Source organism: Paraclostridium dentum (assembly GCF_012922555.1).
In the GTDB taxonomy this organism is placed as follows: Bacteria; Bacillota; Clostridia; order Peptostreptococcales; family Peptostreptococcaceae; genus Paraclostridium; species Paraclostridium dentum.
Genome location: NZ_WIPK01000001.1, coordinates 135,769 through 150,593, shown reverse-complemented (window position 1 = coordinate 150,593; position 14,825 = coordinate 135,769). Strand labels below are relative to the sequence as shown.

The following is a 14,825-nucleotide window of genomic DNA, read 5'->3' as shown; positions in this document are numbered from 1 at the left end:
TTATACAATAATTTTAAATTTTCTAAAACTATTTACAAAAAATAAAAAAGAGAGCAAATTGCTCTCTTCCTTTATCTATCCTACAACTTTTTTACTATTTTTAGCTTTTTCTCCATGCTTATTTTCATAAACTGTGTATAGTGTAAATCCTACTATTGAGAATAGTAATGGTCCACCTATCATAGTTAAAGTCTTAGAAATACCTTCTGGAGAAGATAATGCTGGTTCTATTATAGTAAACAAATTTGCAAATCCAACAACTGCAGTAACTATAACCGCTAATACTGTTGCAATTGTTTTAGTCTTATATACTACGAATGGCTTTTCTATTTCACCATTTAATTGCTTTCTCTTGAACACAGGGAATGCTGCAGATAAAAACATATATGGTATTGTCATTGCAACATTAGTCATTAAAGTAAGGATAGCAAAGAACTCAGCTGCACTGCTTCCACCAAATGATACTAAAAGTATCATAACTATAACTATAATTGCTTGAACTTTCATAGCATTTACAGGCATTCCATTTTTTAATTCACCTAATTTACCAGGCCATAACTCTTTTGGAGCTCCTTGTATTAATGTCTTAAGTGGTGAATAAGTTAATGTAAAGAATGCTCCTGTTAATGATAAGAACATTGAGAATCCTATGAATCTAGCAGTCCAAGCTCCCATCGTAAGAGCTATACTTTCAGATAATCCAAATCCTATTCCTAATTTATATCCTAAGTTACTCATTAATATGTATGTAGCATTTGCCATGTTGACATGCTCTCCACCTAATACGTCACTCCAATTAGTAAACATACCACATGCAAATATTCCAAGTGCATATCCTACAGATATAACTATTGCAGATATAGCAAGTCCTTTAGGGAATGTTTTTTCAGCATTTTCAGTTTGGTCAACAAGCCCCCCTAAAACCTCTAATCCTCCAAATGCAAACACTGCAAATGTTAAGAATGATAAAACTGTAAGTGGTGTTTGATAGTCAGGACTTGGTGATACAGTGAAAGATTTCGCTACATCAGCTATAGGTTGAGCTAGTTCTCCTGTTAATGCAACTACTAATACTCCACCAACTAATAGTACTATATTAAGTAATGCAACAGCTGTTCCACCTATAGAAGTTATTTTACTTATTTTATCAACACCTTTAGTAGCTACAAATGTAACTATAGCTATCCACACTACCCCTAAAATACCTAGTGTTTGAACTGATGTTAATCCAAATAAGCTCCAAGTTCCAGTCATATCTTTACCAAATATAGCATTTGATAATGGTACCCATAAACTAGAAGAAACACTTACCATCCAAATTACATAAGATGCATACCACATAAATGTACCTATAAAAGCATACTTAGCTCCTACAGATTTTTCCATCCATGAGTACATACCTCCACTTTCTTTTTTAAATGCAGATCCATATTCAGCCATCATAAATGCATATGGTATAAAGAATAGTACAGCACTTAATACGTACCACGGTATAGCTGCATACCCCATTAAGTAGAATGCTCTTGGCATATTACCAAATCCAAATACCGATGTAAATATCATAAGTATTAATGGTACTAGCGTAAGCTTTTTAACATTATTATTGCTTGGTTGTGACATGTGAATCCCCCTTAAATATGATTTCTTTATTTTGATAAATGAATAACTTTTTTGTCATTTATTTATCAGCCCCTTATTTATTGTTAGATTATCATCATTGTTTTTGCTTTTCAATAGATTTTAGTTTAATTTAAATATTATGATTTTTTAAACTATTCCAAAAAGTATGATATTTGAAAACATTTTTTCAAAACGTTTATATCTTAAATTTCTTTATTTTTTTATAATTTAAGACTATATATAACTAATTTTAGTAGAAACCTCATTATTATTTCATTTTTCTACATATTTCTATACTAAATTTCATATTCCAATATTTTTTATTTTAATTTGCAAATATTAAATTTTATTTTCAATTATTTTGACGAATTTTCACCTTTTAAAACATACTAATTCTATGTTATTTTTTAATCAATTTTATAGTTTTTTTATTTCTTTCCTTCAAATTTCTCTAAATTCAACTAAAAAAAAATTTATAATTTTTTTAATCTTTTTATGGATTTTAATTTCTATTTTATAAATTTTTTTAATTTTTTTAAAATTCACTATTGCATTTTTTATAATTAACTCATATAATTATTTCTAACAAAAACAAATTTTATGAGGAGATTAAATGAAAATGATTAATATAAACTTAACTAACAAATTACAATTTAATAAATTTTATTTTAGCTATTATAGTTAAGTTTGTATTTATGATATAAATCGAAAATCATAGGTACAAACGGAAAATTGTTTGTATCTATGATGGCTAAATTTAGCTTGTACTTAGGCCACATAGATAATACTATGTGGCTTTTTTAATCCTAGGCAAAAAAGGCTGCATAGTATCCACTATGTGGCCTTTTTGCATATACTTTATAAATTATTAAGAAAAGAGGATTAATTATGAATAAAAATAAAGATATTTTAATAATAGGATTTGCTCTATTCTCGATGTTCTTTGGAGCAGGAAACTTGATATTCCCCCCATATATAGGTATTTCCTCTGGAAGTAGCTGGTTAATAAGCTTTTTAGGTTTCATATTAGCTGATGTTGGAATAATTTTATTATCAATAATTGCAATTTCTAAAGCTGGAAGTCTTCAAAATGTAATAGGTAGAGCCGGTAATAAGTTCGGAATTACCTTAGAATTTTTAATGATGTTATGTCTTGGTCCTATATTGGTTATTCCAAGAACTGGAGCAACAACATTTGAAATGAGTATATTACCACTTGCAAAAAACTTTAACCCGATTTTATTCTCTGTAATATTTTTCTCTATAACACTTTTACTTACAATAAAACCTACTAAAGTTATGGATATAATAGGTAAATTTTTAACTCCAATTTTATTACTATCACTTGCATTTTTAATAGTAAAGGGCATAGTATCTCCTATAGGAAATTTAGAAGATGTTAATTCTTCAGATCTTTTTATAACAGGAGTTACTCAAGGATACCAAACAATGGATGCCTTAGGAATAGGCGGAATAGTAGCCTTAATTATGACTTCTCTTGTTAGTAAAGGTTATACAGATAAAAATGAAAATATATCACTAGCAATAAAATCAGCTTTAATAGCATGTGTTGGGCTTACAGTGGTTTACGGTGGGTTAACATTCCTAGGAGCTACAGCTTCTAGCTTATACGATACAAATATATCTCAAACAGCTTTACTTATAAATATTACTCATCAGTTATTAGGAAGTACTGGAACTATTATGTTAGCGGTTGTAGTTGGGTTTGCATGTCTTACGACTTCAATAGGTTTAACTTCTGTTACAGGTAAGTTCTTCGAAGATTTTACTAATAAAAAATTAAAATACGAGCATATAGTTATATTCATTTGTGTATTCAGTGCAATAGTTTCAAACTTTGGTGTTGATAAAATTATACAAATAGCAATTCCTATATTAAGTTTAATCTATCCTGTAACTATAGTTTTAGTAGTTATGAATATATTTAAAAAGATTATTCCTAATGATATGACATTAAAAGGTGCAGCTTACTCAACACTTTTAATAAGTTTACTTAATATTATAGATAGCTTAGGATTAAGCATACAATTTGTTCATCAAATTCCACTTGCTAGCTTAGGATTTAACTGGATTTTACCAGCTATAATAGGAGGAATAGTATTTAGCTTAATTCCAGCTAAATCGAAAGCTACTACTACCCCATCTCTTTAACATAAAATAAGGGTAAGTTTTAAATAGATAGCAAAAGATAAATATATAAGTTTTAGCGCCCTTCAAAGCATTTTTTCAGCTTTGGAAGCAAAACTTATATATTTGTCTTAAGCGTCTTACTATTTAAAACTTACCCTTATACCTACTCTTCTATTACTTCTATTGTATCTCCAGGTCTTACTTCTCCACCTTTGATAATTTTTGTAAATATACCTTCTCTAGGCATTACACAATCCCCGACTTGATTTTTTATAGCGCATCCAGCATGACACTTTTTCCCTATTTGAGTTACTTCTTGAATAGTATCTCCTATCTTAAGCTTAGTACCTACTGGTAATTCATATAAAACTATATCTTTTGTAGTTATGTTTTCAGCAAATTTTCCAGTACATAGACCTTCTATTCCCATTTGTCTTATTTTTTCTATACTTTCATCTCCTAGCAAACTTACTTGTCTATGCCAGTTACCTGCATGAGCATCTCCTACTAACCCATGATCTTCCTTAAAAGTACCTACTTCTATTGGAGTTTTTATAACTCCTTTTTTCTCACTTATATTAATAGCTAATACAGTTCCTTTTTTATTCATGTCTGTTATACTCCCCACTTTTTCCGCCTATTTTTTTCATAACTCTTATGTTTCCTATTACCATATCTTTATCTACAGCTTTACACATATCATATATAGTTAACATTGCCGTAGATACTGCAGTCAATGCTTCCATCTCAACTCCAGTTTTTCCTACCGTAGAGACTGTAGCTTCAACCTCTATCTCATTTTCTAAAACAGTAAACTTTATATCTGAACCTGTAAGAAAAATATTATGGCACATAGGTATAATATCCCAAGTTTTTTTAGCACCTGTTATTCCACCAATTTGGGCTACCGACAAAACATCGCCTTTTTTCATTTTATTATCTTTTATCATTTGTATAGTTTCAGGTTTCATTTTTATACTACCTTTTGCTATAGCAACTCTTTTAGTTTCATTTTTTTCGCTAACATCTACCATTTTGGCTTTTCCATATTCATTAAAATGAGTAAACTCCATGCTTTTTAGCCTCCTAATTAAATCAATGATATTATACCTTTTATATTATATATAAATAATTTCTCCTATATTGTCAAATCCATATCCACCTAGCTTTTCTACTTCCTTCTTAAATCCAGTGCTTTGTAACACTTTAATAAACTTTTTAATTTTATCATCATTTAAGTTACTTTCTCTTACTAAAAAATCATAACTTTCATAACATACTGGTATAAAATCTAAATCCATAGCTTTTGCTACTGATAAAACACCTAATCCAGTATCTGCACTTTCACTTTTTACTGTAACTGCAACTGCCATATGTGTATTCATTTCTCTATCATATCCAATCACGTTATCTGTATCTATATTTAATTGATTTAAATTATAATCAAGTAATAACCTAGTCCCTGCACCTCTTTGTCTATTTATATAGCAAACATCTTTTCTCGTTAAGTCTTTAAATCCCTTAATATTTTTAGGATTTCCTTTTTGAACAATAAAACCTTGAAGTCTTTTTACACCTTTTATAAGTGCCATCTTTTCATTTTTAAAATACTTTTGTATATAACTTATATTATATTCACCTGTGTCTGTATCTAGTAAGTGAATAGGTGCAATATGTGCTTCATCTCTTTTTATTGCCATGACTCCACCCATGCTTCCAACATGACCTGATGATAAATTCATTTTATTTGCTATTATATCCATGACAATATCATGACTTCCAATTGACACTAAAGAATTTTTTATGTGGTTCATGGGTTTTAGTAATTTAACACTTACTTTGCTTCCAGCTTCTACACCCTCAATATTTCTAGGAATTTCTATCATTCCATCTGCTTTTACTAAGCTCATAGTAACTCCAGCACCTCTAGTTAGTGGAGTAGCTACTAGTTTATTACCTACATATCCTAAATTAACCCTTACTATTTCCTTATGTTTTAAAGATGAAACTAATCTTTTAGATATTGTGGCTTCATACTTATCTTCTTCTTGTTTTTCTAATCCATTAAGCTTTAATATTAGTCTTTTAGCAATTTCTTCAAATACTATATAAGCTGACACTGGATATCCTGGAATCCCTACTACAGGAGTATTGTTCACAACTCCTAAAATAGTTGGTTTCCCTGGTTTAAGTGCTATTCCATGTACCACTACTTCTCCAATTTCTCTTATAACCTTAACTATGTAATCTTTACTTCCTGCAGATGTTCCTGCATTAACTATTACTAAGTCACTATTTTTACTTACACTATCTATTGTATTTTTTAGACTTTCATAATCATCTACTTGAGGTGAGTATCTATTCGGTATTCCGCCATACTTTATAACTAAACTTTCAAATACTCTTGAATTAGAATCTAGTATCTTACCCTTTTCAATATCATCTATATTCTCAATAATTTCATTTCCTGTAGGTATTATAGAAACAACTGGTTTTTTTATTACCTTTAGTTTTTTTATTCCACCACAAATTAATGCTCCTATATCCATAGGCCTTATCTTATGATTAGATGGAATTATCATTTCTCCTGCTACAATATCTTCTCCAATAGGTCTTATGTGTTGCCATGGATAAGCAGGAGAAATTATTTGTACTTTATTTTCTTCTATTTCCATAACATCTTCAATCATTATTACTGCATTATATTTATCATTTATAACATTTCCCGTATTTACATATTCAAAGTCTTTGCTTATCTCTAGTATTTTAGGTTTTATTTCACTAGCACCCATAGTTTCATCTGAAATAACAGCGATTCCATCCATTGCTGCACTATTATAATGAGGTGATGAATTTCTTGCAAAAACAGGTTCTATAGTTACTCTATCTAGTGAATCATACACTTCTATTTCTTCAAGGTTGATTGAATCAAATTTTATTTTAGAAAAATACATGTTCATAGCATCATCTAAATCAATATTTGATATATATATATTTCTATCTTCTTTTTTCATATTGCCCCCCTATAAAACTTAGAGACTGTATTTTAAAACTCATTTATACTCGCACTCCCTAAGATTTAAAATATACTAATTTGTACTATTGTTTATAATAAATGTACTTTAACTTTTTCTTTTTTGTATAGTCCTTCGCAGTTTTCATCTATAATCACATATCCACAAGCTTTTGAAAGTAATGTTATCATCGATGATTTTCCAAATATTGGATTCGCATAGTATTTATTATCAATTTCTTCTAAGGAAACCATCTGATATGTTTTCTTGCCAGGAGAAGAATGTAAGTTTTGATTTATTATAGCATCAATTAAATATTTATTTTCATTAATTTCTAAAATTTCATTAACTAAATACTCTATAAATATTTTAAAAACTATTATTGCTGAAACAGGGTGTCCCGGAAGTCCTATAACAACTTTATTCTCGCATTCACCTATTATTGTAGGCTTTCCTGGTTTCAAAGCCACTCCATGTACTAATACTCCTTGTCCATTAAATGAGTTTATTACATCATGGGTAAAATCCCTAGTCCCAACAGAGCTTCCTCCTGAAAGTAAAACAATATCACTATTGTCTATTCCAAATTGAACTTCTTCTCTTAGCAAATTATAGTCATCCTTAACTATAGATTTTTTAACTACGGCTCCACCAAGTTTCTTTATGAGTGAACAAATTGCATATCCATTTATATCTCTAATTTTACCAAACTCTAGATCTTCATCTAAATCTATAATTTCATCTCCTGTTGAAATAACAGTAAACTTAATAGTCCTATATACTTCTATTTCATTAACTCCTAAAGCTGCTAAAACACCTATATCTTGAGAGTTTAATTTTTTTCCTTTTTTTATAACTATCTGATCTTTTTTTATATCATCACCTTTATAAACTACATTTTCTCCAGTTGAAGTTGGTTTATGGATTGCTATCGTAAATTCATCTAGCTTTTCAGCATGTTCAATCATTATAACAGCATCACAACTGTTAGGAATCATTCCTCCAGTTGGCACATACATACATTCACCACTTTTTATATCGCCACTTACAGATTCCCCCATCCTTACTTCTCCAACTATATCTAAAAATATTGGCATACATTCGCTACATCCATGACTTTCTTTGCTTTTTATTGCATATCCATCTACTGTTGACCTATTAAATTCTGGGACATTAAACTTAGAAACTATATCATTACTTAATACTCTTCCTTCACATTCTAAAATATTAACTATTTCTGTTTCTATTTTCATATTTTTAAAATTGTTAGATAAAATTTTTTTAACCTCATCAACAGTCATTACATTAAAAAACTCCATTTAATTCCCCTCCTGTTTATCTAAAACAATTACATTATCACATAAAGATTTTATTTGTTCCTTATCATGCGAGATTAATATAATCGTATTATTTTCACACTTGTTATAGTTTACAATTATTCTTTCAATAGCTTGTTTAGATTCTATATCTATATTAGATGTAGCTTCATCTAACATTAAAACTTTAGGCTTAAATACTAGTGCTCTAGCAAGTGCAACCTTTTGCATTTCGCCTCCAGAAAGCTTATTTGCATTTTTATTTTTTAATTCTTTAATTTCCAATAAGTCTAATACATTATCAACTTTTGTATTTATATCTTCTTTTTTTATATTTCTAACTTTTAAAGGATATTCTAAGTTTTTGTATACCAGAGTATTTAAAAGCCTTGGTTTTTGAAAAACCAAGGTTATACTCTTTTGAATATTTTTATTTAGTTTCTCACTATCATAGTAGATTTCTCCAGTAAAATCCTTATCAATTCCACTAATTAAATTTAGCAAAGTACTCTTTCCTGCCCCATTTTCGCCTACAATTCCAGTTATCTTACCTCTTTTAATCTCTAAAAATTCAATATTTAAAACTAACTTATCTTTATAGTACTTTTTTAAATTTTTTATAACTATATTCATATTAATCCTCCATACTATAATTGTAAGTTATATTGTTTATAATAAATGAAATCAAAAGTAATACTATCCCTAATGCTATAGCCATTGAATAATCTCCCATAGAATTGTACATTGCAATTGATGTAGTCATTACTCTAGTATCTCCTTTTATATTACCTCCAACAACCATAACTGCTCCAACCTCAGATATAGCCCTAGAAAATGCAGTTATAACATTCATTACAATATCTTCTTTTAATTCCTTAATAATAAGAGTTATAACTTGTAATTTATTAGCCCCCAAAGTTATCCCCATGTCTTTTATATACTTACCTCTACTTTTACTTAGATTATATGTAAGGCCTAAAATTAATGGAGAAACTAGTATACTCTGAGCTATTATCATTGCAGTCTTTGTATACATTAAATCTAAAAAGCCTAAAGGCCCATTCCTAGTTAGTATAATAGAAATTATAAGCCCAACAATTACTGATGGAATACTCATAAACGTATATACTATTCTAGAGAATAAAGCCTTTAGCTTAAAATCTGTTATACCTATATAAACTCCTAAAGGAATCATTATCATAGAAGATATAAAAGTAGCAATACACGATACTTTTAATGATAAAAATATAATTTCATATATTTCTTTATTAAAACTAAATAGTAAATAAATGCTATTTTTAAATCCTTCTATTATATAATCCATATAACTCTCCTATTTTGCATTTGGTGTGAATAATGATTGTCCGTATTCTTCTTTCTTAAATCCTTCTATTTCCTTTTGTACCTTTGGTGATAGTATCCACTCTTCAAATTCTTCAGCTTCTTTATTATTTACACTTTTAAACTTATCTGGGTTTACACACATTACACCATATTGATTTTTTAAATCTTTATCATTTTCAACAACTACATCTAAGTTTAATTTATCTTTCATAGATAAATAAGTTCCTCTATCAGTTAAAGTGTATGCCTGCTTTTCACTAGCCATTTTTAAAACATCTCCCATACCAGCACCTGATTCTACGTACCAAGCTCCTTCAGGGTCTACATTTAAAGCTTCCCATAACTTTAATTCTTTTTTGTTAGTTCCTGAGTCATCTGCTCTAGATATAAATGTTGCTTGATTTTCTTTGATTTTCTTTAAAGCTTCTTCAGTCTTGTTTTCACCTTTTATTTCTTTTAATTTTAAAGGATCTTCCTTTGGTCCAACTATAACAAAATCATTATACATTACGTCATGTCTTTCCTTAGAATTTCCATCTTTTACAAATTTATTTTCAGACTTTGTATCATGTACTAATAGTACATCAGCTTCTCCTTCTTCACCCATTTTTATAGCTTTACCAGTTCCAACAGCTATAGTTTTAACTTTTATTCCTGTATCTTTTGTGAATTCAGGTAATAAATAATCTAGTAATCCACTATCCTGTGTACTTGTTGTTGTTGCTAATATTAAATCTTTTTGATTAGCTTGTTTACTATCTTTTTTATCTGTATTTCCACTACAAGCTGTAATTGATACAGCTGTTAATACTGCTAATGCAGAAGTTAATAATTTTTTGCTAAATTTCATAAATTTTCCCTCGCTGTTAGTTATTTTTATTATATACATTTAACTTATTGCCTCTGGCAAATCCGATAATTTCTATATTTAATTTTTTCCCAGTATCTATTGCTAAATTAGTCGGTGCTGATCTTGAAATTATACATCCAATTCCAAGTTTCGCACACTTTAGAACTATTTCAGAAGTTATTCTCCCACTAGTAATTATAGCTTTATCTTCTATATTCACATTATCTATTAAACAGCTTCCAATAATTTTATCAAGTGCATTGTGTCTGCCTATGTCTTCTTCAAAATATAAAATATCATCACCGTCTATCAATCCTACACTATGTACTCCTCCAGTTTCTAAAAACAATTCTGATTTTTTATTAAATAACTTCATTATATCTAATAATTTTTTATAATCTATATCTAAATTATTTTTAAACTGCTTGCATTTTAGTGAGTCTAGAGCATTATAAAATATACTCCCTTTCCCACAACCTGTAGTTATTACTCTTTTACCATATAGTTGTTTCGCAAACTTACTTACATTTCCAATTTTTATATATGCATATCCCATTTTTTCATCTATATTAATACTGTCTATGTCACTTGCTGATTTTATAATTCCTTCAGAATACAAAAAACCTATAGATAAGTTCTTTAAAGATTTAGGTGAGCAAAGAAGTGTTATAAACTCTTGATCATTTAAAAATATAGTAAGCGGATACTCACAGACTACTAAATCTTCAACTTCATCTACTTCTTCATTTTGATATTTTTTTATAATATATTTTTTAGTAACGTCCATTTAAATTGACTTCCTTTACAAAATTTTGTAAGTCTTTTTGATTATTTAAATTAATAAAAATGTTTTTATTAAAGTTATTTTTATTAAAATCATCTTTATTCAAGTAAACAATATTTTTAGCTTCTAAAAATTTAGTTATAGATTTCTTATCGCTGTTTAGCAAAAACTTTTCTATATCATTAAATAAACTTTTTTTGTAAATTCCATGAAATGGTTCTGCAAATTTATCTAATTTAGTAATATAAGCATCATATAACGTATTTATATTTTCTTTTAAATATTCAATATAATTATTATCAATATTAGGCATATCACATGCTAAAAAATAAACATATTCACTATTAGCACTCTTAAGCCCTATATGTATCCCACTTAAAGGTCCGCAGTCTTTTATCTCATCTACAACAACTTTATAACCACAATCATTATAAAACTCAGGCTTATTTGTAACAATTATAATTTCATTAAAATGTTTTTTTAACTTAGTTGCTAAATCATATATAAGCCTTTTTTCATCTATTACTAAAAATTGCTTATCAAATTTCATCCTACTACTCTTACCGCCAGCTAATATAACTGCACTTTTACATAGACTCATAATTTCTTCTCTCATCTCAAATTTTACAGTCTGTAATCTCAAAATTAGCGAAGGGATATTATATAAGTTTTAGCGACCTTTAAAGCATCGTTTAGCTTTAGGAGCAAAACTTATATATCATTCTCCCCTTCACAAATAAATTTTTTAATTGGGTTTTCTAAAATTAGCGAAGGTTAAATATGTAAGTTTTAGCGACTTTTAAAGCATCTTTTGGCTTTAGTAGCAAAACTTATATATTTAACCGACGCGCCCTAATTTTAATAACCCAACTAAAATTTATTAACTTACTTTTTCAACTTTTATAGCACATAACTTTAAATCTGGTATCTTACATATTTCATCTAAAGTTGTATTACTTAAATAGTTAGCTGCTCCATCTGCAAAATGGAATGGCATAAAGAAAATCTCTTCTTCAACTATATCTGTTATTTTTGCAGTTGTTTCAACTTCTCCTCTTCTTGAAGAAACCTTTAATTTTTCTCCATCTGCTATATTTAATTTTTTAGCAGTATTTGGATTTATTTCTATAAATGACTTACCACTTATCTCATTTAGCTCATCTACTTTACCTGTCATAGTTCTTGAGTGATAGTGGTATAATACTCTTCCATTTATTAATAAATAAGGATATTCTGAGTTTATTTCTTCATAACTTTTTATATAATCAGTAGGTACAAAAGTTCCTTTTCCTTTCATAGGTCCATTAGCATGAAGGTATTTAGTTCCTTCGTGATCCTTTGTTGGACAAGGCCATTGTAATGCTTTTTCCTCTAATCTATCATAGCTCATTCCTCCATATTGAGGTGTAAGTCTAGCTATTTCATCAAATACGTCTGATGGAGAGTTGTAATTTACTTCATATCCTAACTTATTCATAACCTCAGTAAGTATCATCCAGTCTGGTTTAGAACCTCCGATTGGCTCTATTGCCTTTCTAACTCTTTGAACTCTTCTTTCTGTGTTTGAGAAAGTTCCATCTTTTTCTGCAAATGATGCTCCTGGTAAAACTACATCTGCAAGTTGAGCTGTTTCTGTTAAGAATAAATCTTGAACAACTAAGCATTCAACTGTTTCTAATGCATGTTTTATATGATTTATATCAGGATCTGATATCATTGGGTTTTCTCCCATTATATATAAGAATTTTATCTTTTCTTCTTCTACCTCATGCATTATTTCAGGTATAGTAAGTCCATCTTTTCTATTTAAATTTACATTCCATTCATTTTCATACTTTTTAATAACTTCATCAGTATATTTTTGGTATCCAGTTAGTACGTTTGGAAGTCCTCCCATATCACAAGCACCTTGTACGTTATTTTGTCCTCTTAATGGATTAACTCCACTAAACTCTTTACCTATGTTTCCACAAAGAAGAGCTAAGTTTGAAACAGCCATAACGTTGTGTGTACCGTTACTATGTTGAGTTATACCCATACAGTAGTATATAGATGCTTTGTCTGAATTTGCATATATTCTTGCTGCTTTTCTTATATCTTCTGCACTAACACCACATATTTGAGATGCTTTTTCTGGAGTATAATCTTTTACTAATTCAACTAATGCTTCATAATTTTCAGTATGTTCTTTTATGTATTCCATATCTTGAAGATTTTCTTCTATTATTACATTCATTATAGAATTTAAAAGAGCTATATTTGATGCTGGACTTAGTTGGAAGTAAACATCAGCATATTCTGCTAACTCAATTCTTCTAGGATCTGCTACTATAAGCTTCGCACCCTTTTCTATAGCCATTTTCATCTTAGCACCTATTACTGGGTGGTTTTCTGTTGTGTTTGAACCAATTACAAAAATAACATCATTATTTTCAACTTCATCAATACTATTTGTCATAGCACCGCTACCTAATGTAGTTGCAAGACCTGCAACTGTAGACGAATGTCATAAACGTGCGCAGTGATCGACGTTGTTATTTTTCATAACAGTTCTAACCATCTTTTGGAATAAGAAGTTTTCTTCATTAGTACATCTTGCTGAAGTTAATCCTGCAAAAGCTTCATGTCCATGATTTTCTTTTATAGAATTAAACTTATCTGCTATAAATTCATAAGCTTCTTCCCAAGTAGCTTCTTCAAATTTTCCATCTTTCTTTATTAAAGGAGTTTTAAGTCTTTCTGGATGATTTACAAACTTGTATCCAAACTTTCCTTTAACACATAATAAACCTTTATTAGAGTCTCCATTTGCTGGTTCAACTCCTACAATTTCATTATTTTTTACTTTTAAATCAAATTGACATCCTACTCCACAATAAGGACATGTTGTTCTAACTTTTTTTACGTTATAGAACTCACCTTTTTTAGGAGTTAATGCTCCTACTGGACAAACTGAAACACAGTTTCCACAAGAAACACATTCTGGTTTTCCAATTTTTTCAATAAGTTCATCTCTTCTTTCTATTTTATAACCTCTTAACTCACACTCTATTCCATGAGTACTTTGAAGTTCTTCACAAACTCTAAAACATTTTTTACATTTAATACATTTATTTGGGTCATATGTAAATAGCGGATTGCTATCATCTATAGGTAGTAATTTTTTCTTGGCAGATTCTTCTTGGACTCTTATTTTATCTATTCCATAAGAATATTCATTTGAATAGTCTTGCAATTTACAGTTTCCTGTTCTTATACAAGTAGTACACTCAAGGGCATGATCACACATTATGTTTTCTAAAACTTTAGCTCTTTGTTTTCTTACTTTTCTACTGTTAGTAAGTATATTCATTCCATCCTCAACCTTTGTTGCACAAGCTGGAAGTAACGCTTCTCTTCCTTCAACTTCTACTACGCATATCCCACAATAAGCATGTGGAACTAATCTCTCGTCGTGACAGAAATTTGGTATATCTATTTTCATTGTTTTGCAAGCTTCAAGTATTGTTAATTCATTACTTACTTGAGTTTCTATATCGTTTATCTTGATCTTTAACACTTATCTCACTCCCGAAGTATTATTTTAGTATTGAATTTTGTATACATTTTAAAATTTTTTTTAAATATTGGTTTTAATTTTAACAATTTAAACATTTGTTTAACATGAAAATACAATTTTTTTGGATTTTTTTGCAAATTAATTTTTATGAAATATTGTAAAAATTCTTTCAAATCCAAATAATTTT

The 14,825-nt window shown here is 28.9% G+C and carries 12 protein-coding genes; 1 reads left to right on the top strand and 11 read right to left on the bottom strand.

Going from position 1 to position 14,825, the window contains the following annotated elements:
• Positions 1-75: 75 nt before the first annotated feature.
• Positions 76-1,620 (bottom strand): glutamate/gamma-aminobutyrate family transporter YjeM, encoded by a 1,545-nt coding sequence (gene yjeM, locus GFJ41_RS00665; protein ID WP_035113930.1) that lies wholly within the window; start codon positions 1,618-1,620, stop codon positions 76-78.
• 888 nt (positions 1,621-2,508) lie between these two features.
• Between yjeM and brnQ the strand changes: the two genes are divergently transcribed.
• On the top strand, positions 2,509-3,792 hold the full coding sequence (gene brnQ, locus GFJ41_RS00660; RefSeq protein WP_035113934.1) for a branched-chain amino acid transport system II carrier protein: 1,284 nt from the start codon (positions 2,509-2,511) through the stop codon (positions 3,790-3,792).
• Positions 3,793-3,934: 142 nt separating this feature from the next.
• On the opposite strand, the gene GFJ41_RS00655 is transcribed toward brnQ, so the two are convergent.
• The 10 genes from GFJ41_RS00655 to fdhF form a co-directional block, all read right to left on the bottom strand.
• A complete protein-coding gene (locus GFJ41_RS00655) occupies positions 3,935-4,381 on the bottom strand; it encodes an MOSC domain-containing protein (protein WP_021430899.1) in 447 nt (148 codons plus the stop codon).
• Positions 4,374-4,844, bottom strand: a complete 471-nt coding sequence (gene moaC, locus GFJ41_RS00650; RefSeq protein WP_021430898.1) for a cyclic pyranopterin monophosphate synthase MoaC — start codon at positions 4,842-4,844, stop codon at positions 4,374-4,376. The genes GFJ41_RS00655 and moaC overlap by 8 nt, the downstream gene beginning before the upstream one ends.
• A gap of 45 nt (positions 4,845-4,889) precedes the next feature.
• Positions 4,890-6,785 (bottom strand): molybdopterin biosynthesis protein, encoded by a 1,896-nt coding sequence (locus GFJ41_RS00645; RefSeq protein WP_170074361.1) that lies wholly within the window; start codon positions 6,783-6,785, stop codon positions 4,890-4,892.
• 92 nt (positions 6,786-6,877) lie between these two features.
• On the bottom strand, positions 6,878-8,104 hold the full coding sequence (locus GFJ41_RS00640) for a molybdopterin molybdotransferase MoeA (RefSeq protein ID WP_170074360.1): 1,227 nt from the start codon (positions 8,102-8,104) through the stop codon (positions 6,878-6,880).
• Positions 8,105-8,734, bottom strand: a complete 630-nt coding sequence (locus GFJ41_RS00635) for an energy-coupling factor ABC transporter ATP-binding protein (RefSeq protein ID WP_170074359.1) — start codon at positions 8,732-8,734, stop codon at positions 8,105-8,107.
• A gap of 1 nt (position 8,735) precedes the next feature.
• The gene (locus GFJ41_RS00630; protein ID WP_170074358.1) at positions 8,736-9,425 is read right to left on the bottom strand and encodes an ABC transporter permease; all 690 of its coding nucleotides are present in this window, start codon (positions 9,423-9,425) and stop codon (positions 8,736-8,738) included.
• Positions 9,426-9,434: 9 nt separating this feature from the next.
• Positions 9,435-10,295 (bottom strand): ABC transporter substrate-binding protein, encoded by an 861-nt coding sequence (locus GFJ41_RS00625; RefSeq protein ID WP_021430893.1) that lies wholly within the window; start codon positions 10,293-10,295, stop codon positions 9,435-9,437.
• 16 nt (positions 10,296-10,311) lie between these two features.
• Positions 10,312-11,082: a formate dehydrogenase accessory sulfurtransferase FdhD gene (gene fdhD / locus GFJ41_RS00620; protein WP_170074357.1), complete on the bottom strand. Its 771-nt coding sequence runs from the start codon at positions 11,080-11,082 to the stop codon at positions 10,312-10,314.
• Positions 11,069-11,680, bottom strand: a complete 612-nt coding sequence (gene mobA, locus GFJ41_RS00615) for a molybdenum cofactor guanylyltransferase (protein ID WP_170074356.1) — start codon at positions 11,678-11,680, stop codon at positions 11,069-11,071. The genes fdhD and mobA overlap by 14 nt, the downstream gene beginning before the upstream one ends.
• Before the next feature lie 279 nt (positions 11,681-11,959).
• Complete coding sequence (gene fdhF / locus GFJ41_RS00610) at positions 11,960-14,638, bottom strand: formate dehydrogenase subunit alpha (RefSeq protein ID WP_332841096.1); 2,679 nt, start codon at positions 14,636-14,638, stop codon at positions 11,960-11,962.
• Positions 14,639-14,825: the final 187 nt, after the last annotated feature.

What these genes read in the sequence shown, in the direction of transcription:
- yjeM (WP_035113930.1), bottom strand. Translation starts at nt 1,620, where the DNA reads ATGTCACAACCAAGCAATAATAATGTTAAAAAGCTTACGCTAGTACCA.
- brnQ (WP_035113934.1), top strand. Translation starts at nt 2,509, where the DNA reads ATGAATAAAAATAAAGATATTTTAATAATAGGATTTGCTCTATTCTCG.
- GFJ41_RS00655 (WP_021430899.1), bottom strand. Translation starts at nt 4,381, where the DNA reads ATGAATAAAAAAGGAACTGTATTAGCTATTAATATAAGTGAGAAAAAA.
- moaC (WP_021430898.1), bottom strand. Translation starts at nt 4,844, where the DNA reads ATGGAGTTTACTCATTTTAATGAATATGGAAAAGCCAAAATGGTAGAT.
- GFJ41_RS00645 (WP_170074361.1), bottom strand. Translation starts at nt 6,785, where the DNA reads ATGAAAAAAGAAGATAGAAATATATATATATCAAATATTGATTTAGAT.
- GFJ41_RS00640 (WP_170074360.1), bottom strand. Translation starts at nt 8,104, where the DNA reads ATGGAGTTTTTTAATGTAATGACTGTTGATGAGGTTAAAAAAATTTTA.
- GFJ41_RS00635 (WP_170074359.1), bottom strand. Translation starts at nt 8,734, where the DNA reads ATGAATATAGTTATAAAAAATTTAAAAAAGTACTATAAAGATAAGTTA.
- GFJ41_RS00630 (WP_170074358.1), bottom strand. Translation starts at nt 9,425, where the DNA reads ATGGATTATATAATAGAAGGATTTAAAAATAGCATTTATTTACTATTT.
- GFJ41_RS00625 (WP_021430893.1), bottom strand. Translation starts at nt 10,295, where the DNA reads ATGAAATTTAGCAAAAAATTATTAACTTCTGCATTAGCAGTATTAACA.
- fdhD (WP_170074357.1), bottom strand. Translation starts at nt 11,082, where the DNA reads ATGGACGTTACTAAAAAATATATTATAAAAAAATATCAAAATGAAGAA.
- mobA (WP_170074356.1), bottom strand. Translation starts at nt 11,680, where the DNA reads ATGAGTCTATGTAAAAGTGCAGTTATATTAGCTGGCGGTAAGAGTAGT.